We start from the raw sequence: 21584 nt of genomic DNA on the forward strand, positions 1-21584 counted from the left end.
TCTGCTTAGGAATCAGATCATGACAGAAAACACCGGCGTCAACATCGGCGTAGTCGGCAAGAAGTCCTCGCGGCGTTCGGGTGCGGAACGCGTGGTGAATGCACCGCTGCCCACCGTGTACGGGAAATTCCAGGCGATCGGTTACCTGGACCACGATCGCGGTGACGAGCAAGTGGCCCTGGTGTACGGCGAGATCGGCACCGAGAACGTGCTGACCCGGCTGCACTCGGAGTGCCTGACGGGAGACGCGTTCGGTTCCCGGCACTGCGAGTGCGGCGACCAGCTGGAGGCAGCGCTGCGCTCGGTGGTCGCCGAAGGCAGCGGCGTCGTCGTCTACTTGAGGGGGCACGAGGGCCGCGGCATCGGCCTGCTCGCCAAGTTGCGCGCGATGGCCCTGCAGGCGGAGGGCCTGGACACGGTGGAGGCGAACCTCGCGCTCGGCCTGCCGGTCGACGCCCGCGACTACGGTGTCGCCGCCGAGATCCTGCGCGACCTCGGGGTGCGCTCGGTACGGCTGATGTCCAACAACCCGCGCAAGCGGGAGGCGCTGGTCCAGCACGGTGTCCAGGTCGCCGAGACGGTGCCGCTGCTGATCGAGCCGTGCGAGAGCAACATCACCTATCTGCGGACCAAGCGGGAACGGATGGACCACCATCTGCCGCATCTGGACGCGGTCGGGCACGGCTCCTGACGCCGTGCCCCCGGCGCACGGGGCGCCCCACCCCGACCGCCGCGCACCGGATGCCCGGTTCCCGGTTCGACGGACGGCGGTCCGGAAAGCATCAGGCAGGGACCCTGAACCGCGGTGAGGGAGGCGGCGTCGTGAACCTTCGGGCCCGGGTGGTCATCGTCGGCGGCGGTGTGATGGGTACGAGCATCGCCTGGCATCTGGCGCGCGCCGGAGTGCCCGACGTGGTCCTCGTCGAACGCGACGAACTCGCCGCCGGCTCCACCTCCAAGGCGGCGGGCGGGGTGCGGGCGCAGTTCTCCGACGAGCTGAACGTACGGCTCGGCGCGCGCAGCCTGAAAGCGTTCGGCCGTTTCGAGCAGGAGGTCGGGCAGGACATCGGGCTGCACCGGGTCGGCTATCTGTTCCTGCTCTCCACGCGCGAGGAGCTGGCCTCCTTCGAGACGAGCGTGCGGATGCAGAACGCCCTCGGGGTGCCCAGCCGCCTGCTCACCCCGAAGGAGGCCCGCCGGCTCTCCCCGCTGATCACCACCGACGGTCTGCTGGCCGCCGCCTACTCACCGGACGACGGCCACTGCACCCCGGAGGCCGTCGTCCACGGCTACGCGAGCGCCGCCCGCGCCCACGGCGCCCGCGTCCTGCGCCACACCGAGCTGACCGGCATCGAACTGCACGGCGACACCATCACCGCCGTCAGCACGACCCTCGGCCGGATCGAGACGGACACGGTGATCTGCGCGGCCGGCGCCTGGTCACGGGCGGTCGGCGCGATGGTGGGCGTGGACCTGCCGGTCCAGCCGCTGCGCCGGCAGATCGCCGTCACCGGACCGGTGCCGGACCTGCCGCCCGGCCTTCCCATGACCATCGACTTCACCAGCAGCCTCTACTTCCACCGGGAGGGTCCCGGCCTGCTGGTCGGCATGTCCGACCCGGACGTGCCGCCGGGCTTCGCCACCGGCCCGCAGGACCGCTGGATCCCGAGGCTCGCGGACGCCATGCGGCGACGCGCGCCCGCCCTCCTCGACCTGCCCCGCACCGGCGGCTGGTCCGGCCTGTACGAGAACACCCCCGACCACAACGCCCTGATCGGCGAGGCGTCGACGGTGTCCCGGTTCCTCTACGCGACCGGCTTCTCCGGGCACGGCTTCCTCCAGGGGCCCGCCGTCGGCGAGGTCGTCCGCGACCTGTACCTCGGCCGCGCGCCCTTCCTCGACATCGGCCCGCTGAGCGCCGGCCGGTTCGCGGCCGGCGCCCCGCGTCCGGAGGCCAACGTGGTCTGACCCACCCGGCTCCGCCCGCCGCCGCGCCCCGGCGAACGCGCTGGGACGGGGCCGGAGTTCACCCCGCCCCTCGGCCGGTGGCGGGCCGGTCCGCCAGGGCCGCGTGCACCAGCCGCCGCAGCTCCGGGAAGACCTTCAGCGTCCTCGGCCGTACCTGGCTCATGAACTGCACGGTCAGATCGTGGGCCGGATCGACCCAGAACGCGGTGGTGGCCACGCCGGTCCAGCCGTAGGTGCCGGGGTGCGACGGGGCCAGGGTGCGGGCGGGGTCGGTGACCACGGAGACGTTGAAGCCGAAACCGAGACCGTCCATGCTCGGCTCCTGGTGGACCGGGGCGCCGAAGGAGCGGATGGTGGCCCCGCCGGGCAGCTGGTTGCGGGTCATCAGGGCGAGCGTCCCGGGAGCGAGCAGCCGTACCCCGTCCAGCTCGCCGCCCCGGCGCAGCAGCTCCATGAAGCGGTGGAAGTCGTGCGCCGAGGAGACCAGGCCGCCGCTGCCGGACAGGAACCGCGGCCGGCCGTGCACCGGCAGCCCCGGCACCGGCGCGATCCCGCCCTCGTCCGTCTCGCCGTACAACTCACCCAGCCGGCCCGCCTGTTCGGCGGCGATGTGGAACCCGGTGTCGGTCATGCCGAGCGGGCCGAGGATCCGTTCGGCGAAGAACGCGTCCAGCGGCTGCCCGGAGACCACCTCGATCACCCGGCCGAGCACATTGGAGGCGACCGAGTAGTTCCACCGGGTGCCCGGGTCGAACTGCAGCGGCATCCGCGCGTACAGCTCGACGGTCTCGGTGAGTCCGGCACCCGGCGGCACCGAGTACGCGAGGCCCGCGTCCCGGTAGAGCGCGTCCACGGGGTGGCGGTGGTAGTAGCCGAAGGTCAGGCCCGCGGTGTGGGTGAGCAGATGCCGGATCAGGATCGGGCCCGCGGCCGGGCGGGTGCGGACCGCGCCGCCCGAGCCGCCCTCGTACACCCGGGGGCGGGCGAAGGCCGGCAGGTGGCGGTCGAGCGGGTCGTCGAGCGAGAGCCGGCCCTCCTGCGCCAGCAGCAGTACCGCCACCGCGGTGACCGGCTTGGTCATCGAGTAGATCCGCCACAGCGTGTCCGGCTCGACCGGCAGTCCGGCCGCGACGTCCCGCAGGCCGTACGTGGTCAGATGGGCGACCCGCCCGCCGCGGGCCACGGCCACCAGGTAGCCGGGCAGCCGCCCCTCGTCGACGTGGCGCGCGAAGTGCCGGTCGAGGCGGTCGAGCGCCCCGGCGTCGAGGCCCGCCTCCGCCGCCTCGACGTCCTGCCGCAGCTGTGCCATCGCTCTCCTCCGGTCGCGTCCTCGGCGGTGCGCACCCGCGCCTTCGCGTCTCATCGTCGCGCAGGACCACCGGCCGCCACCGGCTCATCGGGGGTGGGTGTGAGCGACGCGACGCCGGCCGGGCCCGGCAGCGCGCGGGCCGCGGGCAGCGCGAGGACGGCCGCGGCCGCGAGGGCGAGCAGCGCCGTGCCGGTGCCCGCGCCGAGCAGCGCGGTCGCCGTGGCCACGCCCACGGCGGGGCCGATGTTCAGCGCGGTCTGCTGCAGACCGCCCGCCACCCCGGCGACCGTCACCTCCGCGCCCCGCACGATCACCTGCGTCGCCGCCACCATCACCGTGCCGAACCCCGCGCCCAGCAGCGCGAATCCGAGCGCGAGCCCGGGGACGGAGACCGTCCGGGACAGCAGCAGGACGCCGAGCGCGAGCGCCGCCGTCGCCCCGGCCGTCGCGGCCCGCGCCCCGCACCGGCGCAGCAGCGCGGGGCAGAGGGCGGCGGACAGCACCATCAGCACCGCGAGCGGCAGGCTGCACAGGGCACTGTGGAACGGGTCGAGACCGAGCCGGCGCTGCAGGACGTACGTGGCGACGAACAGGGTGCCGAACAGCGAGGCGGAGACGGCGACCAGGATGCCGAGCGCCGCCCCGACCGCCCGGCAACCGATCACCTCAGGCGGCAGCAGCGGGCTCGCCGTGCGGCGCTCGCGGCGGACGAGGGCGGCGGCCGTGAGGGCGGCGGCGCCGAGGGCCGCGCCGGGGACGGGCCGGGCGGTGAGCGCGTACACCAGGCAGGCCAGCGTCACCGCGAGCAGTACGGCCCCGGGCAGGTCCAGCGGGGTCCGGGCGGGCGCCGGGCGCGAGCCGGGACGCAGCAGCGCGGGCAGGCCGAAGGCGAGCGCGGGCAGCACGTTGACGAGGAACACCGCCCGCCAGCCGAGGCCGGTCACCAGCGCCCCGCCCACCAGCGGGCCCGCGGCGGCGGCCAGCCCGATCGCGCTGGTCCGCACGGCCAGCGGCGACGCGAGCCGGTCCGGCGGATACGCGGCCCGCAGCATCCCCAGCGTGGCCGGCTGCAGCAGCGCCCCGAACACGCCCTGCACCGCCCGCAGTCCGATCACCCAGCCCACCCCGGGCGCGAGCGCGATGCCCGCCGAGGCGGCGCCGAAGCCGAGCATGCCGAGCCCGAAAAGCCGCCCCTGCCCGTACCGGTCACCGAGCCGTCCCGCGAACACCAGCAGGCTCGCCACCGCGACGAGATAGGCGGTACTGGTCCACTGCACCTCGGCGAACGACGCGTGCAGCGCCCCTTGCAGACGGGGCTGCGCGACCGTGAGGACCGTACCGTCCAGGGCGACGACCACGGCACCCGCCACGCTGCTCGCCAGCGTCCACGGCCGGTTCACCGGCGGTCCCCGGTGCCCAGGTGCGCGGCCAGGACGGTGTCGAGCAGCGGGTCCAAGTCGTCCTCGCCCAGGGCGAGTTGCAGACTGCGCCAGCGCCACAGCTGGGCCAGCCCGTGCAGGTTGGCCCACAGGGCGCCCGCCACCCTCCGGGCGTCGGCGCCGGGGTCGGCCGCGCCGATCAGCTCCACGAGCCGCGCGAACAGCGGCAGGCTGGCGTCCCGGAGCCCCAGCCGGCCGCTCTCCAGCAGGTCGTGCCGGAACATCAGCTCGTACATGCCGGGCCGCTCCAGCGCGAACCGGAGATACGCCCGGGCCAGCGCGGCGACCTGGGTGCGCGGGCCGCCGCTCTCCCGGTCCAGCGCGGAGCGGGTCCGCCTGGCGAGGTCGGCGAAGCCCCGCCCGGCGATGGCGGACAGCAGTTCGAGATGGGTCGGGAAGTAGCGGCGCGGCGCCCCGTGCGAGACGCCCGCGCGCCGGGCGATCTCCCGCAGGGTCAGCGCCTGCAGGCCCTCGGCGGCCAGCAGTTCCACGCCGGTGTCGACGAGACGGTCCCGCAGGCTGATGTCTGACTCGCTCATAGACACTGTCTACCAGGTAACCGTAGACAGTGTCTACGGCGCTGGGGGTGTGCGGGAATGCGCGGGGCGGCGCGGCGAGTTGATCGGGATATGACTCAGGACTCCACGCAGGACGCGCTGCTCGGCCTCCTCTCCGAAGGCCACGCCGGCGTACTGGTCACCCTCAAGCGCGACGGACGCCCCCAGCTGTCCAACGTCAGCCACGCCTATTACCCCGACGAGCGGATCATCCGGGTCTCGGTCACCGACGACCGCGCCAAGACCCGCAACCTCCGCCGTGACCCGCGTGTCTCGTACCACGTCACCAGCGCGGACCGCTGGGCGTACGCGGTCGCCGAGGGCACGGCCGAACTGACCCCGGTCGCCGCCGACCCGCACGACGAGACCGTCGAGGAGCTGATCCGGCTCTACCGGGACGTCCTAGGCGAGCATCCGGACTGGGACGACTACCGGGCCGCCATGGTCCGCGACCGCCGCCTGGTGGTGCGGCTGCGTGTCGACCGGGTCTACGGCATCCCGAAGAAATGACCCGGGAGGCGGCCCGCGAGGCGGCCCGGGAGGCGGCCCGGGAGGCGGCCCGTTCGGCGGCTCGCGACACGGTGCGTGCGGCGGCCCGCGGGCCGGGTCAGGGCTGACGGGTCGCGGGCGTCCCGGCGGTCCGCGACTCGATCGCCCGCACCACGGCGACCATGTCCTCGCCGCCGTGCCCCTGCGCCACGGTCTCTTCGAACAGGGTGTGGCAGACGTCGAGGAGCGGCGAGGCGAGGCCCGCCGTGCGGGCCGCCCCCGCGATCAGCCGGTTGTTCTTGAGCACGTCCAGCGCCGCCGCCTGCACCGCGAAGTCCCGCTCGCGCAGCTTGGGCGCCTTCATCCGGGACACCCCGCTGGCCATCGGGCCCGCGTCCAGGACGTCCAGGAACAGCCGGCGGTCGAGGCCGTGCCGCTCGGCGAAGTGGAACGCCTCGGCGAGCCCGGTCACCAGGGTGATCAGGAAGAGGTTCACCGACAGCTTCATCAGCAGCGCCCCGGGCGGCGGCCCGCACACGAACGTCTCCCGGCACATCGGCGCGAGCAGCGGCCGGACGGCGGCCACGGCCTCCTCGGCGCCGGCCAGCATGGCCACCAGCTGCCCCTGCTCCGCCGGCACCCGGGAACCGGAGACCGGCGCCTCGACGTACTCCCCGCCGGCGGCACGGATGTCGGCCCCCAGGGCGCGGGAGTACTCCGGCGACGTCGTGCCCATGTGGACGACGGTCCGGCCCGCGACCCGTGCGGCCAGGGCGGGCGTGCCCCGGCCGAGCACCGCGTCCACCGCGGCCTCGTCGGCCAGCATCAGCAGCACCACGTCCGCCCGCGCGAACACCTCGCCGGCGCTCGCCGCGACCTCGGCCCCTGCCGCGCGCAGGGCGTGCGCGCGTTCCGGGGTCCGGTTCCAGACCACCAGGGGGGTGCCGGCCGAGGCCAGGCGCAGGGCCATGGGCAGGCCCATCACTCCGAGACCGATGAATCCGACGTGCACGGCGGGCCGCCCTTCGCGCCACGGGTCGACTATGACACCCGTCATAGTAGCCCTCGTTATGACAGTGGTCATAGAGTGAGGGGCGGGGAACGGAGGGCGGCGATGGCACAGGGCCGGTACGGACCGCGGGAGCGGATGGTCTTCAGCGCGGCCCAGCTCATCCGGCGGGGCGGGGTCGCCGCGGCCGGCATGCGCGAGGTCGCCGTGCACGCCGGGGCGCCGCGCGGCTCGCTCCAGCACTACTTCCCGGGCGGCAAGGAGCAGCTGGTCAACGAGGCGGTCGGGTGGGCGGGGCGGTACGCCGGCAAGCGCGTCGCCCGGTTCGTCGCCGGACTCGACCGGCCGACGCCGGGCGGCCTGTTCGCGGCGATGGCCGCGCAGTGGATCGACGAGTTCACGGCGGGCGGCTTCGCGGCGGGCTGCCCGGTCGCCGCCGCCACGGTCGACCGCGCCTCCTGCGGCGACTCGACCCGGGAGGCGGTGGCCGCCGCCTTCACGGCCTGGCGGGAGCCGGTCGCCGGGGCGCTGACGGAGCTGGGGGTGCCCGCAGCGCGGGCCGGGTCCCTGGCCACCCTCATGATCAGCACCCTGGAGGGCGCGATCCTGCTCGCCCGCGCCGAGTGCGACATCGCGCCCCTCACCACGGCCGTCCGGGAACTCGGCCCCCTGCTCGACGCCGCCGTACCCTCCTGACCGGCCGGTTCAGCCCGTGCGTGCCGCGTCGGGCGTGACCGCGGCCCCGCCCGTCCCCTCCTTGACCCACGCCTCCAGCTGGTCCACGAAGTCGGCCGCCCGGTGCCGCCAGTTGAGTTCCGACACGGCCGCCTCCCGGCCCCGCCGGGCGGCGCGCAGCCGCAGCTCCGGGTCGCCGGCGAGGGCGCGGACCGCGTCCGCCGTGGCCTGCGGATCCCCGTAGGGCACCACAAGACCGCACCCGTGCCGTTCGACCAGCCCGGCGGCGAGCGGGGTGGGCGTGGTGACCACGGGGACGCCGTGCGCCATGTACTCCACGACCTTGGTGGGCCGCGAGTGCCGGTAGTTGGGCTGGTCGTGGAGGAGGGAGAGACCGGCAAGGGCGCCGGAGAGCCGGGCGAGCGCGCGGTCGTTGGGCAGGAAGCCGTACCAGCGCAGCACCCCGTCCCGGTCGGCCGTCGCGAGGGCCTCGCGTACGTCGGGATCCGCCGCGCCGAACGCCTCGACCCGGATCGCGGGCGCCAGCAGCCGTGCGGTGGCGATCAGATCGAGCGCTCCGCGCGCCCGGGACAGCTGGCCCAGGTAGACGACCCGGTCGTCGCCGGGCGGCGCGGGCGGCTCGGCCGGCGGGGTGGCCAGGTTGGGCACGACCGGGTGGGTCCGGCGGAAGCGGTGCTGGTAGGCGTCCTCGGCGAGCAGCAGCCGCAGCCGGCGCTCCGCGAGCCGCTCCGCCGCCCGTACCGCGGCGCGCAGCGGCGGGCGCAGCGGCCGCGGCACCCAGCCCTTCATGACCAGCGCCGCCGCGGTGTCCTCGTGCACGTCCCACACGGTCACCGGGACCGGTCCCGCCCGGCGCAGCCGGCGCAGTGTACCGGGCAGCGCCAGCAGCAGCTCCGGATCGTGCAGCAGGACCACGTCCGCCGCCGGTCCGCGCGCGGCCAGCAGGGCCCGGGCCGCGCGCAGCGCCGCGCCCCGGTCCCGGCCGGCCGCGCGGGGCAGGTCCACGGCCTCGACGTACGGCCGGGGAGCGGTGTCGCGGGCGGCGAACGGGGCCCCGTACACCACCTCGTGGCCGCGTTCGAGCAGCGCGGCGATCTCCCGGTGCAGGATGCGCGCGTCCTCGGGGTGGTGGACGACGGTGACGACGAGTATCCGCATGGCAGTGCCTTTCAACTCCGCGCGGACGCGACGGCTGATGCCGAGGCGAGGGGGCCTACAGGACCTCGACGCCGGGCTTGAAGATCCGCCCGCGGGTGTCGAACAGCAGCCGCGCGGTGTCCGCCACGGCCGGCAGGTCGTAGGCGGAGTGGTCCTGGAGCAGGATCGTCAGGTCGTGCTCGCGCAGCGCGGCCGGCAGGTCCTCCACGCGGGGCACGGCCACACCGTCGAGCGACCAGCGCGGTACGTGCGGATCGTGGAAGGCGATGTCGGCCTCGCGCTCGCGCAGCAGCCGGGCCACCGGCTCGGCCGGGGTCTCGCGCAGATCGGCGACGTCCGGCTTGTAGGTGACCCCGAGCAGCAGCACCCGGGAGCCGTGCAGCGGGCGGCCGGCGGTGTTCAGCAGGTCCTGGGCGCGGCGCACCACGTACTCCGGCATCCGCCGGTTGATCTCCTGGGCCAGCTCGACGAACCGGAATTCGTAGCCCAGGGACGAACGCACCTTGTAGGACAGGTAGTTGGGGTCGATGGGTATGCAGTGGCCGCCGACTCCCGGGCTCGGCCGGAAGGCCTGGAAGCCGAAGGGCTTCGTCCCCGCGCAGCGGATCGCGTCCCACACGTCGACCTGCAACTCGCGGCTGACGATGGCCAGTTCGTTGACCAGGGCGATGTTCACATGCCGGTAGGTGTTCTCCAGCAGCTTGGCCATCTCGGCCTCGCGGGTGCCCTTGGCCTGGACGACCATGTTCACGAACTTGCCGTAGAAGGCCGCCGCGCGCACCGAGCAGGCCGGGGTGCAGCCGCCGACCACCTTCGGGGTCTCGCGCAGCCCGTGCTGGGTGTTGCCCGGGTCGATCCGCTCGGGGGAGAAGGCGAGGGCGAAGTCCTCGCCGACGCGCAGTCCGGACTCCTCCAGCAGCGGCTTGACGACCTCCTCCGTGGTGCCCGGGTACGTGGTCGACTCCAGCACCACGAGCTGTCCGGGGCGCAGCCGGCCGGCCACCGCGCGGGTGGCCGAGACGACCGCGCCCAGGTCGGGGCCGCCGTCCTCGCTCAGCGGGGTCGGCACACAGATCACCACGGTCTGTGCGCGGGCCAGGCAGGCGTCGTCGGCGGACGCGGTGAAACCTGCCTCCCGCATCCGGCGCACGTCCTCGTCGGAGACGTCGTCGACGTGCGAGCGGCCCGCGTTGAGCCCCGCGACGACGCGCGGGTCGCGGTCGAGGCCCAGGACGCGCAGGCCGACCGAGGCCGCCTCCCGGGCCAGCGGCAGCCCGACGTAGCCGAGCCCGATCACGGCGAGTTCGACCTCGCCGGACTCTCCCTGCCTCTCGTGCTCCCCGAGCGGTTCTGCCTTGTCCCCGAGCGTTTCTGCCTCGTCCCCGAGCGGTTCCGCTTTGTCCCCGAGCGGTTCCGCTTTGTCCCCGAGCGGTTGGGTCCGTTCGACATGCATAGGGATCACCCGGCCTTCACGGCTGGACTGGTGGGGGTGGTGGGGGCGTGGTGCCTCAGACGCATCCGAGAGAGCGGTACGCCTCACGGGTCGTCGCGGCGACCCGGTCCCAGGTGCGTTCCCGCGCGACTGTCGCGCGAGCGGCGGCTCCCCATTCGAGTCGCCGCTTATGACTGTAAAGCACCATTTCGAGTTCATCTGCCCAAGCAAGGGGCGAATCGGGCTGAATTAGTCGTCCGTTCACCTCCGGTTCGACCAGTTCTCGCATCGCGCCGAGGTCACTTGCGGTGACGGGGACCCCGCTCGCCATGGCCTCGACCGGTTTGAGCGGAGTCACCAGCCGGCAGACCCGCTCATCGGTGCGCGGCACCGCGAACACGTCCAACACCGCGTAGAAATCGCGTACTTGGGCGTGCGGGACGCGGCCGGTGAACAGCGCGGCGCCGTCGTCGAGGCCCAGCCGGGCGGCCAGCAGCTGCAGCGCCGGCCGCTCCGGACCGTCACCCACGATCAGCAGCCGCAGCGGTACTCCGCGCCGCCGCAGCTCTACACCCGCATGGAGTAATGTGCCGATCCCCTCGTGCGGGGTGAGGCTGCCGACCGTGCCCACCACGTACTCGTCCGGGGCGATGCCGAGCCGGGCGCGCAGCGGCGCCCCGTCCGGCGGCGGCGCGAGGAAGGCCTCGTCCACGGCGTTCGGCACGATCAGGACCCGCTCCCCGGGCACCCCGCGCGCCACGATCTCGGCCTTCATCGCGGCCCCCAGCGTCAGCACCAGGTCCGCCTCCCGCATGCAGTGCGTCTCCAGCTCGCGCCGCATCCGGTACACCGGGTCCCGCCGGCTGCGCGTCCGGTCCTGGGTCAGCCAGGTCTCCTCCAGGAAGCCCCGCACCTCGTAGACGACCGGCAGCCCGTAGGCCTCCCGCAGGGCGAGGGCCACCCGGCCGTTGCCGTGGTCGGTGGCCGCGTGCAGCACGGCCGGCCGCAGCCGCTCCACCAGCCGCCCCGCCAGCTCGGCGTTGCGGTTCAGCAGCGGGCCCTGCCCGTACGGCAGCCAGACGGGCAGCAGCCGGTGCTGCGGCACCCCGCCCACGGTCTGCCGGGCCCCGGCGTCCAGCACCCCGCGCGCCACCGGGAAGCCGATCCGGGTCACCACATGCGGGTCGAGCCCCGCCGCCAGCTGGGCCTCGGCGAGCTTCTGGGTGCGCACGGTGTACCCGGCATGGGCGAACGGCAGCGAGTTGGTCACCAGATGCAGCACCCGGCCGGGCACGGGCCGCACCGGCCGCCCGGTGGGGGCACTCACCCGAACGGCGGACGGCAGCGCGCCGGGACCCGTCGCGCCGGCCCGGGCGGACAGCCACCGCTCCACCGGCCGCGTCCGGCGCCGCACCGGCGTGGGCAGCAGCCGGACGCCGAGCAGCGCGGCCCGGACCGGGTCGTGCCGCAACTCGCCCCAGGCCACGGATGCGGCAAGACTGACTGCGCGGGGGATACGACGGGACATGCCGCCACGGTAGGCCGCACCGGCGCACCGCGCCTCGGCCGTGGCCATGCGCCGCTGCCCCCGGGGCACGGACTCTCCCCTCGTCTCCCGCTGTGCTGCCCCTTGTTCGTCCGCCGACGGAAGGCGAGGACATGAACGGCCGAGTACTCCATGTGGTCGGCACCCGGCCCAACTTCGTGAAGGCGGCACCCGTCGTCGCCGCGCTCGGGACGGCAGGCTGCGACCAGGTCCTGGTCCACACCGGCCAGCACTACGACGCCCGGATGTCGGACGTGTTCTTCCGGCAGCTGGGCCTGCCCCGGCCGGACACCGACCTCGGCGTCGGCTCCGGCAGCCACGCCCGGCAGACCGCCGACCTGCTGGTGGCCCTGGAGTCCGAGCTGACCGCCCGCGCCCCGGCCCTGGTCGTGGTGTACGGCGACGTCAACTCCACCCTCGCCGCCGCCCTGGCCGCCGCCAAGCTCGGCGTCCCGGTCGCGCACGTCGAGGCGGGACTGCGCAGCTTCGACATGGCGATGCCGGAAGAGGTCAACCGGCGCCTGGTCGACCAGCTCGCCGAGCTGCTCTTCGCCACCAGCCCGGAAGCCGTCGGCCACCTCGCCCGCGAAGGCGCCGACCCCGCCCGGGTGCACCTCGTCGGCAACCCGATGATCGACACCCTCCTCGGCCACCTGGACCTCCTCGACCCGGACGCGGCACGCGCCGCGTACGGACTGCCCGGCCGCTACGGCGTGGTCACCCTGCACCGCCCCGCCAACGTCGACGACCCCGAGGCCGCCCGCGCCGCCGCCCGCGCGCTCACCGAGGCGGCCCGCCATCTGGACCTCGCCGTCCCGCTGCACCCGCGCGGCCGGGACGCGCTGCGCGCGGCGGGCCTGGACGGCGCGGCCGGGGTGCACCTCCTCGAACCGCTCGGATACCTGGAGTTCATGAGCCTGGTGCGCGGCGCCGCCGCCGTGATCACCGACTCCGGCGGAGTCCAGGAGGAGACCACGGTCCTGGGCGTACCCTGCCTGACGCTGCGCACCACCACCGAACGCCCGGTCACCGTCTCGCACGGCACCAACCGCCTCGTCAGCCACAACGAACTGGTCCCGGCCCTGCGCAAGGCGCTCGACGGCGGACCGGCCGGGCCCGCCGAGGGTCCGCCGCTGTGGGACGGCAAGGCGGGCCCGCGGATCGCCCGCGTGGTCACCCGGTGGCTGGAGCACCATGGCTGACGGCATCCTCGACCCCGACGCCGCGCCCGGCGCCGAAGAGGCCCTCGCCGACGAGGCCACCCTCGGCTACTGGGACGCCCGCCACCGCGAGCAGGACGAGCTGGCCTCCGGCGGCCACATCGGCCTCGACCGGGCCGGCAACGAACTCTTCTACACGCTCAGGCTCGGCACCCTGCTCGGCCTCGTCGGCGACCTCAGCAGCCGGGCCGCACCGCTGTTCGTGCTCGACGCGGGCTGCGGGAAGGGCTGGTTCGCCCGCGCCCTGGCCCGCTGCGGACACCGCGTGGACGCCTTCGACGGCAGCGAGGAGGCCGTCGCACAGGCCATCGCCGCCGACGGCGGCCCGCGCTACGCCCTGGCCCGCCTCGACGCCTGGCGCAGCCCCTGGCCGTACGACCTCGTGCTCTGCGTCGACGTGCTCTTCCACCTGCTCGACGACGCCGAGTGGTCGGCGGCCCTGCGCAACCTGGCCTCCCTGGTCCGGCTCACCGGCCGGCTGATCGTCACCGACGAGAACACCTCCGCCCCCCGGGCCCGCGGCGACTACATCCTGCACCGGCCCACGGCCGCCTACCGCGCCGTACTCGAACCCCTCGGCCTGCGGCACACCGAGTTCCGGCCGTACGGCTTCCGGGAGATCGAGGTCGGCTTCCACGTCTTCACGAGGATCCGCTGATGCGTCTGACAGATCTGCTCCACCCGCACCTGGACGGCGTCACCACGGTCGTGGACGCCACGGGACGCGGCCTGCGCCTCGCGCCCTATCTGCACCTGCCCGACGGTGTCGCCCTGCTCGGCGACGACCGCGAACGGACCGTGGGGGAGGGCGAGCTGATCCTCCTGTCGTACGGCCCCGACCCGGCCCTGCACGGCACCGAGGACGACTGCCTGGCGGCACTGGGCCGGATCGGACCCGGGGGCCGCGGCCTGCTCCTGTTCGGCCACCCCGGACCCGAACCGCCCTACCACCGGCTGCTGGACACCCTGGTGGACCGGCGCTGCCAGATACTGCGCGCCACCCCGCTCGACTACGTGCACCTGCACGCCGGCGCGGTGTTCACCCGCCTCGCCGCGGACGAACTCCAGCCGCCGCACGACTGGTTCGGGCACCCGGTGCCGGCGGACGGCTTCGCCACCACCCTGCGGATGGCCGGCGAGTACGTCCTCGCCGACCTCGTCTCCCGCTCCCTGCGCGCCCGCCACCTGGATCTGGAGCGCCGCGCCGAGGCGGCGGAACGCGCCCTGGAGGCCGCCCCCGAGGACGGCCTCGCCGACCGGCTGGCCGCCGCCGTACGGGAGAAGGACCAGCTCGCCTCCGCGCTGCGCGGGGCCCGCGGCCGGGTCGAGGTGCTGCAGGCCCGGGTGGCCATGCTGGAGGGCTCCACCTCGCTGCGGGTCGGCAAGGCGCTGGTGTCGGCGGCCCGGGCGCCGCGACGCCGGATGGCGGGGCTGCCGCGCGAGCTGTACGGGCTGTGGCGGGGCCGGGCCGCGAGGAAGCCAGCGCCCGCGTCCGGCGCCGCCCGGTCCGGCACCCCGCGCGTCGTCGCCGACGACCGCCTCCACCTGGTGCACCGCGCCTTCTCCTCCACCCCGCGCGACCGGCTGGTGCTCGTGGGCGTGCTCACCGACCGCACCGCGGCGGACTTCGCGGCGGACGCCGTCGTGAACCGGCCGCTCCCGCACGACGGCGCGCTGCTCGTACGGCGCACCGACCCCGACGCGGTCGTGGTGCAGCTGAGCGCGTGCACCGGCGACGGCCCCTGGGCGCTCGCCGGCACCGGCCTGGCACCCGACCTGGACCGGCGGCTGGCCGAACTCCTCACCGAGGCACGGGCCCTCGGCCGCCGCGCCGTCCTGTGGCGGGACGCCCCCGCCTCCGCCGCGCCCGGCCTCGCCCACCTGGCCTGGGACGCCGTCCTCGACGCCGACACCGGGGTGTGCCTGTCCCGGCTCGACCCGGCCGGCGACGGCGGCGAACGGCTGCGGGAGGCGTTCCAGTGGGACAGCACCCGGGTGCGGCTCGCGGAACTCGCCCGGCTGGTCGGCGCCCCCGACCCGCTGGCGCAACGCCGGGTCGCCGTGCTGGCCGCCCCCCGCGACCGCGACGACATCACCCGGCTGGTCGCCCAGGTGCTGGGCCAGCAGCACCGGCCCGCCGAAGTGGTCGTCCCGGACCCGGCGGGCCTCGACGAACTCGACGCCGCCGGCGTCGCCGTGCGCACCGGACTGCCCACCGCGGCCTGGATCGCCGACTGGACCGACCTCGCCGAGGACCGTGCGGACACCCTGCTGCTCGACCTGATGTGCGCCCAGGAGTACTCCGGCGCCGACGCGCTGGGCCACGCCGAGGCCGGCGCCGACTACACCTTCGTACCGGCGCTGCGGCGGCCGCTGCTGGTGCGCCGGTCCCTGCACCTGGCCGGAGCGCCGCCCGAGAGCTGGTGCGGCCGGGGCCATCGTCTGTTCGCCGTGCGCGGGAAGGAGCCGTCATGAGCCGCGTGGTACGCGCACTGGTCTACGGCGACGTGGACCTGAACCTGATCGACGGCTCGGCCGTCTGGGCCCAGTCGACCGTGCAGGCGCTGTCGCTGGCCGGCTGCGAGACCCGGCTGGTGCTCAAGTCGCCCGTGCTGACCGGGCGGCTGACCGATCCGCTGGCCGGACTGCCCGGGGTGACCCTGGTGCGGCCCGCCGAGGAAGGGCTGGTCGCCGGGCAGTCCGGACGGCCGCTGTCCCCGGTGCAGGCCTCGCAGCTGCTCACCCGGCTCGACCAGGACGAGCCCTGCGACCTGCTCGTGCTGCGCGGACGCAGGCTCGTCAACCGGGTCGTCGCCGACGGCCACTTCGACGGGCGGATCTGGGCCTACCTCACCGACATCCCGCAGTCCGCCGCCGCCATGAACGAGCGGGCCCGCGCCGAACTCGCCCGGATCGCCACCGCCGCCAAGCGGCTGCTGTGCCAGACGGAGGAGCTGCGCTGCTTCCTGGAGACCTGGGTGCCCGAGGCCTGCGGCCGGAGCGTGCTCTGCCCGCCCGCCGTGCCGGAACCCGGCTTCCCGGTCCCGGACCACGAACGGCCGCACGATCCGCTGCGTCTCGTCTACACCGGCAAGTTCGCGCCGCTGTGGAACACCCTGCCCATGACCCGGCTGCCGGCCCTGCTGGCCGAGCGGGGCGTGCGCGCCGAACTCCACACCGTCGGCGACAAGATCCACGACGACCCCGGCCATCCGGCGTTCCAGGACGCGATGTACCGGGCCCTGCACGGCGGCACCCTCGGCGTGGTCCACCACGGCGGCCGGCCCCGCGAGGAGGCCATGCGCATCGCCGCCGACTGCGACCTCGGCCTCGGCTGGCGCGATCCGCTGCTCGACGCGAGCCTCGAACTGTCCACGAAGGTACTGGAGTTCGGCGCCCTCGGGCTGCCCGTCGTCCTCAACCGCACGCCCGTGCACGAGGCGCTGCTCGGCGCCGACTACCCCCTCTTCGTGCCCGGCCGGGCCGGACCCGAGGACGCCGCCGATGCGGTGGCCCGCGCCGCCCGCGACCCCGAGGCCCGCCGGCTCGCGGCCGACCGCTGCCGTGAGGCCGCCGGCCGGTACACCCTCGGGACCGCCGCCACCCGCTGGCGCGGCCACCTCGACCGGGCCTTCCCGCTCGCGCCCGCCGCCGTGACCCTGCGCACCCGACCGCTCAGGATCGGCGTCGCGGGACACGACCTGAAGTTCCTCACCCGGATCCTCGACCACTTCCGCGCCCTGCCCGGACTCGACGTACGCGTCGACGCCTGGCCCGCGCTGGCCCGGCACGACCCGGCCGCGAGCCGGGAACTCGCCGACTGGGCCGATGTGGTGGTCGTCGAGTGGTGCGGCCCCGCGGCCGTCTGGTACAGCCGCCACAAGCGGCGCGGCAGCCGGCTCGTGATCCGGCTGCACCGGTTCGAACTGGACGCCGAGTGGCCGGGGCAGGTCGACATCGACGCCGTCGACCGGGTGATCTGCGTCAGCCCCTACTACGCCCGCCGCACCCTGGAGCACACCGGCTGGCCGGAGTCCAAGGTGGTGGTCGTCCCGAACTGGGTGGACGCCGACCAGCTCGACCGGCCCAAGGCGCCCGGCGCCCGGCACCGCCTCGGCATGATCGGCATCGCCCCCAGCCGCAAACGCCTCGACCTCGGCCTGGACGTCCTCGAGGCACTGCGCGCCCGGGACCGCCGCTGGCACCTGTCGGTCAAGTCCAAGCCGGCATGGGAGTACTGGTGGATCTGGAACAAACCGGAGGAGCGCGCGCACTACGAGGCGATCCTGCGCCGCATCCAGACCTCCGAGCTGCTCGAAGGAGCGGTCGTCTTCGACGAGTTCGGCGCCGACGTGGCGAGCTGGCTGCGCCGGGTCGGGCACGTCCTGTCCACCAGCGACGACGAGAGCTTCCACCTCTCCCCGGCCGAGGGCATGGCCTCCGGTGCCGTACCGGCGCTGCTGCCCTGGCCGGGCGCCGACGAGATCTACGACCGGCGGTGGATCCACGACTCGCCCGTCGCGATGGCCGAGGCGATCGCCGGACTCGGCGCGTCGCAGGAGACCTGGCACTTGGCCGCGCGCACCGCCCGCGCCCAGGTACGGGAGTCCTACGCCCTGGACCGGGTGGCGGCGGCCTGGACGGAGCTGGTGGTGAGCGGCTGACGCCTCCCCGCGCGCGGCGCACCGGCCGGCCCTGGCCGGCCGGTGCCCCCGCGCCGTGCGGGACCGCGCGAGGGCGTGCGCGCGGCCGGGGGGGGCGCGGCCGTCAGCCGGCCGTCCGCTCCGCCGTGAGGTAGGCGATCACCAGGTCCCCGAGCATGGCCCGGTAGTGCTCCCGCCGCGCCGGGTCCGCGACATCACGGCCGAACAGGGCGCCGAAGGTGCGCCGGCCGGTCACCCGGAAGAAGCAGAACGAGCTGATCACCGCGTGCAGGTCGACCGCGTCCACGTCGGCCGTGAACAGCCCGGACTCCCGCCCCGCGGCGAGGATGCGGCGGATCGTGTCCAGCGTGGGGGAGCCGATCCGGCCGAGCCGTTCGAAGGCCGCGGTGTGCTCGGCGCCGTGGATGCTCTCGACGCTGACCAGGCGGATGAAGTCCGGGTACCGCTCATGGTGGTCGAAGGTCAGCTCGGCCAGGCGCCGGATCGCCGCCACCGGGTCCAGGTGTTCGAGGTCCAGCCGCTGTTCGGCGTCCCTGATCACCCCGGACGCCCGCTCCAGGACGGCCGTGAAGAGCTGCTCCTTGCCGCCGAAGTAGTAGTAGATCATCCGCTTCGTGGTGCGGGTGCGGGCCGCGATCTCGTCGATCCGGGCGCCGTCGTAGCCGGCCCGGGCGAACTCCTGGGTGGCCGCGTCGAGTATCTCGGCCCTGCTGCGGGCGGCGTCGCGCATCCGCCCGCCGGGTCGTACGGGTTCTTCGGCGCTGCTCATCGGATTCCTTCGGGCCGTGCGGCGCCTGCCCGGCGCGTGCTCGTGCGGTGCCGGTGATTGTAGGAGCACGGCCCGGCACGCGGGGTCTCACTGGCGGCTGACGGTGCGGGTGACACCGGCGATCACCGTCGTCGCCAGGATCCAGCCGGTCAGCACCAAGACGTAGGCCAGCACCTGGTGGGCGCCCCGCGGCGCGAACGCGGAGTCCTGCCCGAAGGAGATCACCGGCAGCAGCAGGTCGAGCGTGTAGAACACCGGGTTGAACGGCGGCGCCTCTCCCGCCTTCAGCGGCTGCGGATGGTGCAGCGCGAAGGCGACGGCACCGATGGCCAGCAGCGACAGCAGCCAGCCGGCGGCGCGCAGCGGACGGAAGCCGTAGCCGACCGTCACGTCCTGGACCAGGCCCCACAGCCGGCCGTACCAGGGCAGGGTGAGGCGGTGCCGGCGCTGCTTGGCGAGCTGCACCAGCCGGGCCGCGTGATCGTCGCCGACCCTGCGGTAGGCGGCCGTCAACTGCTCGTAGGCGTGCGGCGCGTAGCCGTCGCGCTCCCGCTCCAGCATGGGCAGCCGGCGCTCGGCCGGCTCGTGCGGGGTGAGCGAGGTGTACGTCAGATCGCCGAGCAGCACCTCGTCGGGCACCGACTCGGGTTCCAGCAGCAGGACGTCGAGCTGGGCCCGGCGCAGATTCAGCGCGCCCTCCATGGGCGGGGCCTTGCGCAGCCACAGCTCGCCGATGGTCGCGCTGCCGGCCCGCAGCACGGAACGGCCCGGGTGCGACAGGAACGCGTACGACAGGTCGAGCCGCCCCGCGATCCGCGCCCCGCGCAGACCGACCCAGCCGCGCACCTGCGCGTGCCGGAGCAGCATGTCGCCCGCGACGGCGAACGTCTCCGCGTCCAGCGCGGCGTGCCCGGGATGGCTGAGCCGCGCCTCGTTGAGGTTGAACGACCCGGCGACGACCGCGCCGTTGAGCCGTATCTGGCCCTCCGTGCGCAGTCCGGGCGCCCACAGGTCGGCGCCGATCGCCGCCTGGTTGAGCTGGAGCACGGGTTCCTCGGTCTCGGGCGCGGTCACCTGCGCGCTCTCCAGGTACAGGCTGCCGCTGATGCGGGCGCCGCCCAGCCGGACGAGGCCGAGGAACCGGGTGCGGGTCAGCCGCACCACGCCGTCCACCTGCACGGCGTGGGCGACGAGCCCGGGCAGCACGGACTCGCTGAGGTTGAGCTCGCGCAGCCGCGCGGCATAGCACCGCGGGGCCTGGTCGAAGTGGCAGTGCCGCAGCCGCACCGGATGGTCGACGGCCGCGTACTGCAGATCGAGCCGGCCGGTGATCCGGGCACCCGCCAGGCTCAGCGACGCTATCTCCCCGTCCTGCCGCGGTCCGTCGAGCAGCAGCGCCCGCAACACCTCGGCCCGCACGGTCCGTTCGGCACCCCAGCGCCCCCTTCGGCGGGGTCCTCGTCGGCCCCCTCCCGGAAGTCCACGGCCTCACCCCGCGGAAACGCCCGCCACACCCGCTCCTCGGCCGCCGTCAGATCGTTGATCTCCACCCGCGGGACTCTGACCCGAGGCGGAAGCGGCTGTCAATCCGCCCGCGCCCTCCGCGCCCGGACGCCGGCACGCCCCCGCTCGGCCGGCAGCGGCGGGGCGGGGGCGTGCGAGGGCGGTCGAGGACGGCCCGGGTGTCAGGGGCGGACGTTCCACTCCGCGATCACCGGGCGGCCGTGTTCCGTCGACAGGCGGCTGACCGTGGCCGTGGCCAGCTGGAACAGCCGGCCCTCGGCGGGCGGCAGGCCCAGGCGGCGGGCGGTGAGGACGCGCAGGAAGTGGGCGTGGGCGACGAGGACGACGTCCCCGCTGTCCCCGGCGAGCGCCGCGTCGAGGCGGGCCAGGACCCGGTCGGCGCGGGCGCCGATCTCTTCCGGGGACTCGCCCGGGTGGCCCTCGGGGCCCGGCGGCACACCGTCGGTCCACAGGTCCCAGCCGGGGCGGGTGCGGTGGATCTCGACGGTGGTGACGCCCTCGTAGCCGCCGTAGTCCCATTCGTGCAGATCGGGGTCGGCCATGGCCCCGGAGAGGCCCGCCAGTTCGGCGGTGCGCAGCGCGCGGCTCAGCGGGCTGGCCAGCACGCGTGCGTAGGCCCGGCCGGTGAGGAGCGGGGCGAGGGACTTGGCCTGTTCCTCGCCGTGCCCGGTCAGCGGCAGGTCGGTCCAGCTGGTGTGCTGTCCCGACCTGCTCCACTCCGTCTCACCGTGGCGGACCAGCAGGAGGTCCCCCACGGCGGGTCAGCCCTTCTTCTCGACCGCGTGGCCGCCGAACTGGTTGCGCAGCGCGGCGATCATCTTCATCTGCGGCGAGTCGTCCTGCCGGGAGGCGAACCGCGCGAACAGCGACGCGGTGATCGCGGGCAGCGGCACCGCGTTGTCGATGGCGGCCTCCACGGTCCAGCGGCCCTCGCCGGAGTCCTCCGCGTAGCCGCGCAGCTTCTCCAGGTGCTCGTCGTCGTCGAGGGCGTTGACCGCGAGGTCCAGCAGCCAGGAGCGGATCACGGTGCCCTCCTGCCAGGAGCGGAAGACCTCGCGGACGTTCTCCACCGAGTGGACCTTCTCCAGCAGCTCCCAGCCCTCGGCGTAGGCCTGCATCATGGCGTACTCGATGCCGTTGTGGACCATCTTCGAGAAGTGCCCGGCGCCGACCCGGCCCGCGTGGACGTAGCCGTACGGGCCCTGCGGCTTGAGCGCGTCGAAGATCGGCCGGAGCCGCTCCACGTGCTCCTTGTCGCCGCCGACCATGAGCGCGTAGCCGTTCTCCAGGCCCCACACACCGCCGGAGACACCGGCGTCGACGAAGCCGATGCCCTTGATGCCGAGCGCGGCGGCGTGCTTCTCGTCGTCCGTCCAGCGGGAGTTGCCGCCGTCGATCACCGTGTCGCCGGGGGACAGCAGGTCGCCCAGCTCGTCGACGACGGTCTGGGTGGCCGTGCCGGCCGGGACCATCACCCACACATGGCGGGGCGCGTCCAGCTTGTCGACCAGTTCGGCGAGGCTCTTGACGTCGGAGACGTCCGGATCGCGGTCGTAGCCGATGACGGTGTGGCCGGCGCGGCGGATCCGCTCGCGCATGTTGCCGCCCATCTTGCCGAGACCGATGAGACCGAGCTGCATGATCAGTTCTCCGATGCGTTCTTGAGAGTGCGGTAGGCGGCGACGAGGGCCTTCGTGGACGGGTCGAGTCCGGGGACCTCGGCGCCCTCGGTGAGGGCGGGCTCGACCCGCTTGGCCAGGACCTTGCCCAGCTCCACGCCCCACTGGTCGAAGGAGTCGATGTT

At 74.6% G+C, this 21584-nt stretch carries 19 protein-coding genes and 1 pseudogene; 8 read left to right on the forward strand and 12 right to left on the reverse strand.

Translation table 11 applies throughout. The annotated features are described in order from the left end of the window. Nucleotides 1-19 precede the first annotated feature (19 nt). Nucleotides 20-691, forward strand: coding sequence for a GTP cyclohydrolase II (gene ribA / locus ACF073_RS08310; protein WP_392067665.1), 672 nt, complete (start codon nt 20-22; stop codon nt 689-691). Nucleotides 692-822: 131 nt separating this feature from the next. Next, a complete protein-coding gene (locus ACF073_RS08315; RefSeq protein ID WP_392067667.1) occupies nt 823-1968 on the forward strand; it encodes an NAD(P)/FAD-dependent oxidoreductase in 1146 nt (381 codons plus the stop codon). Between the two features lie 58 nt (nt 1969-2026). Here the strand turns inward: ACF073_RS08315 and ACF073_RS08320 are convergent, their stop codons facing one another. From ACF073_RS08320 to ACF073_RS08330, 3 genes are read right to left on the reverse strand one after another with little or no spacing between them, the layout of a single operon-like run. Further along, nucleotides 2027-3277, reverse strand: coding sequence for a serine hydrolase domain-containing protein (locus ACF073_RS08320; RefSeq protein WP_392067668.1), 1251 nt, complete (start codon nt 3275-3277; stop codon nt 2027-2029). Nucleotides 3278-3327: 50 nt separating this feature from the next. Beyond that, entirely contained in the window at nt 3328-4677 is a 1350-nt protein-coding gene (locus tag ACF073_RS08325) for an MFS transporter (RefSeq protein WP_392067670.1), read from the reverse strand. Beyond that, complete coding sequence (locus ACF073_RS08330) at nt 4674-5255, reverse strand: TetR/AcrR family transcriptional regulator (protein WP_392067672.1); 582 nt, start codon at nt 5253-5255, stop codon at nt 4674-4676. The genes ACF073_RS08325 and ACF073_RS08330 overlap by 4 nt, the downstream gene beginning before the upstream one ends. A gap of 90 nt (nt 5256-5345) precedes the next feature. On the opposite strand from ACF073_RS08330, the gene ACF073_RS08335 reads away from it, so the two are divergent. Further along, a complete protein-coding gene (locus ACF073_RS08335; RefSeq protein WP_392067674.1) occupies nt 5346-5783 on the forward strand; it encodes a PPOX class F420-dependent oxidoreductase in 438 nt (145 codons plus the stop codon). 97 nt (nt 5784-5880) lie between these two features. Here the strand turns inward: ACF073_RS08335 and ACF073_RS08340 are convergent, their stop codons facing one another. Then, nucleotides 5881-6819, reverse strand: coding sequence for an NAD(P)-dependent oxidoreductase (locus tag ACF073_RS08340; protein WP_392067676.1), 939 nt, complete (start codon nt 6817-6819; stop codon nt 5881-5883). A 57-nt stretch (nt 6820-6876) separates the two neighbouring features. On the opposite strand from ACF073_RS08340, the gene ACF073_RS08345 reads away from it, so the two are divergent. Beyond that, nucleotides 6877-7467 carry a TetR/AcrR family transcriptional regulator gene (locus ACF073_RS08345; protein ID WP_392067678.1) on the forward strand — a complete coding sequence of 197 codons (591 nt, stop codon included), beginning with the start codon at nt 6877-6879 and terminating at the stop codon, nt 7465-7467. Nucleotides 7468-7476: 9 nt separating this feature from the next. On the opposite strand, the gene ACF073_RS08350 is transcribed toward ACF073_RS08345, so the two are convergent. Genes ACF073_RS08350 through ACF073_RS08360 form a run of 3 tightly spaced genes read right to left on the reverse strand, consistent with a single transcriptional unit; the run spans nt 7477 to nt 11585 of the window. Next, the gene (locus ACF073_RS08350; RefSeq protein WP_392067679.1) at nt 7477-8625 is read right to left on the reverse strand and encodes a glycosyltransferase; all 1149 of its coding nucleotides are present in this window, start codon (nt 8623-8625) and stop codon (nt 7477-7479) included. Nucleotides 8626-8680: 55 nt separating this feature from the next. Further along, a complete protein-coding gene (locus ACF073_RS08355) occupies nt 8681-10078 on the reverse strand; it encodes a nucleotide sugar dehydrogenase (RefSeq protein WP_392067680.1) in 1398 nt (465 codons plus the stop codon). A gap of 55 nt (nt 10079-10133) precedes the next feature. After that, nucleotides 10134-11585 carry a glycosyltransferase family 4 protein gene (locus ACF073_RS08360; RefSeq protein WP_392067681.1) on the reverse strand — a complete coding sequence of 484 codons (1452 nt, stop codon included), beginning with the start codon at nt 11583-11585 and terminating at the stop codon, nt 10134-10136. A gap of 131 nt (nt 11586-11716) precedes the next feature. Here ACF073_RS08360 and wecB point away from each other — a divergent pair, with 131 nt between their 5' ends. From wecB to ACF073_RS08380, 4 genes are read left to right on the forward strand one after another with little or no spacing between them, the layout of a single operon-like run. Next, nucleotides 11717-12805 carry a non-hydrolyzing UDP-N-acetylglucosamine 2-epimerase gene (gene wecB / locus ACF073_RS08365; protein ID WP_392067683.1) on the forward strand — a complete coding sequence of 363 codons (1089 nt, stop codon included), beginning with the start codon at nt 11717-11719 and terminating at the stop codon, nt 12803-12805. After that, on the forward strand, nt 12798-13481 hold the full coding sequence (locus ACF073_RS08370) for a class I SAM-dependent methyltransferase (RefSeq protein WP_392067684.1): 684 nt from the start codon (nt 12798-12800) through the stop codon (nt 13479-13481). Before wecB ends, ACF073_RS08370 begins: the two co-directional genes overlap by 8 nt. Continuing rightward, nucleotides 13481-15298 carry a hypothetical protein gene (locus tag ACF073_RS08375; RefSeq protein WP_392067686.1) on the forward strand — a complete coding sequence of 606 codons (1818 nt, stop codon included), beginning with the start codon at nt 13481-13483 and terminating at the stop codon, nt 15296-15298. The genes ACF073_RS08370 and ACF073_RS08375 overlap by 1 nt, the downstream gene beginning before the upstream one ends. Next, a complete protein-coding gene (locus tag ACF073_RS08380) occupies nt 15295-17487 on the forward strand; it encodes a glycosyltransferase (RefSeq protein WP_392067688.1) in 2193 nt (730 codons plus the stop codon). The genes ACF073_RS08375 and ACF073_RS08380 overlap by 4 nt, the downstream gene beginning before the upstream one ends. A gap of 103 nt (nt 17488-17590) precedes the next feature. On the opposite strand, the gene ACF073_RS08385 is transcribed toward ACF073_RS08380, so the two are convergent. From ACF073_RS08385 to ACF073_RS08405, 5 genes and pseudogenes are all read right to left on the reverse strand, one after another. Further along, entirely contained in the window at nt 17591-18256 is a 666-nt protein-coding gene (locus ACF073_RS08385) for a TetR family transcriptional regulator (RefSeq protein ID WP_392067690.1), read from the reverse strand. An 87-nt stretch (nt 18257-18343) separates the two neighbouring features. Beyond that, nucleotides 18344-19806, reverse strand: a pseudogene (locus tag ACF073_RS08390) (membrane-associated oxidoreductase). A gap of 135 nt (nt 19807-19941) precedes the next feature. After that, nucleotides 19942-20535, reverse strand: a complete 594-nt coding sequence (locus ACF073_RS08395; RefSeq protein WP_392067692.1) for a histidine phosphatase family protein — start codon at nt 20533-20535, stop codon at nt 19942-19944. 6 nt (nt 20536-20541) lie between these two features. Then, on the reverse strand, nt 20542-21420 hold the full coding sequence (gnd, locus tag ACF073_RS08400; RefSeq protein WP_392067693.1) for a phosphogluconate dehydrogenase (NAD(+)-dependent, decarboxylating): 879 nt from the start codon (nt 21418-21420) through the stop codon (nt 20542-20544). 2 nt (nt 21421-21422) lie between these two features. Continuing rightward, a partial coding sequence (locus tag ACF073_RS08405; RefSeq protein WP_392067727.1) for a hypothetical protein occupies nt 21423-21584 on the reverse strand: 162 nt, incomplete at its 5' end.

The organism is Streptomyces sp. NPDC015171, assembly GCF_043079545.1.
Lineage (GTDB): Bacteria > Actinomycetota > Actinomycetes > Streptomycetales > Streptomycetaceae > Streptomyces.

Excerpts from the sequence above, each read along its gene's own strand:
- ACF073_RS08385 (WP_392067690.1), bottom strand. The coding sequence starts at position 18,256 with ATGAGCAGCGCCGAAGAACCCGTACGACCCGGCGGGCGGATGCGCGAC.
- ACF073_RS08375 (WP_392067686.1), top strand. The coding sequence starts at position 13,481 with ATGCGTCTGACAGATCTGCTCCACCCGCACCTGGACGGCGTCACCACG.
- ACF073_RS08355 (WP_392067680.1), bottom strand. The coding sequence starts at position 10,078 with ATGCATGTCGAACGGACCCAACCGCTCGGGGACAAAGCGGAACCGCTC.
- gnd (WP_392067693.1), bottom strand. The coding sequence starts at position 21,420 with ATGCAGCTCGGTCTCATCGGTCTCGGCAAGATGGGCGGCAACATGCGC.
- ACF073_RS08350 (WP_392067679.1), bottom strand. The coding sequence starts at position 8,625 with ATGCGGATACTCGTCGTCACCGTCGTCCACCACCCCGAGGACGCGCGC.
- ACF073_RS08335 (WP_392067674.1), top strand. The coding sequence starts at position 5,346 with ATGACTCAGGACTCCACGCAGGACGCGCTGCTCGGCCTCCTCTCCGAA.
- ACF073_RS08340 (WP_392067676.1), bottom strand. The coding sequence starts at position 6,819 with ATGACGGGTGTCATAGTCGACCCGTGGCGCGAAGGGCGGCCCGCCGTG.
- ACF073_RS08320 (WP_392067668.1), bottom strand. The coding sequence starts at position 3,277 with ATGGCACAGCTGCGGCAGGACGTCGAGGCGGCGGAGGCGGGCCTCGAC.
- ribA (WP_392067665.1), top strand. The coding sequence starts at position 20 with ATGACAGAAAACACCGGCGTCAACATCGGCGTAGTCGGCAAGAAGTCC.
- wecB (WP_392067683.1), top strand. The coding sequence starts at position 11,717 with ATGAACGGCCGAGTACTCCATGTGGTCGGCACCCGGCCCAACTTCGTG.
- ACF073_RS08370 (WP_392067684.1), top strand. The coding sequence starts at position 12,798 with ATGGCTGACGGCATCCTCGACCCCGACGCCGCGCCCGGCGCCGAAGAG.
- ACF073_RS08330 (WP_392067672.1), bottom strand. The coding sequence starts at position 5,255 with ATGAGCGAGTCAGACATCAGCCTGCGGGACCGTCTCGTCGACACCGGC.
- ACF073_RS08345 (WP_392067678.1), top strand. The coding sequence starts at position 6,877 with ATGGCACAGGGCCGGTACGGACCGCGGGAGCGGATGGTCTTCAGCGCG.
- ACF073_RS08360 (WP_392067681.1), bottom strand. The coding sequence starts at position 11,585 with ATGTCCCGTCGTATCCCCCGCGCAGTCAGTCTTGCCGCATCCGTGGCC.
- ACF073_RS08380 (WP_392067688.1), top strand. The coding sequence starts at position 15,295 with ATGAGCCGCGTGGTACGCGCACTGGTCTACGGCGACGTGGACCTGAAC.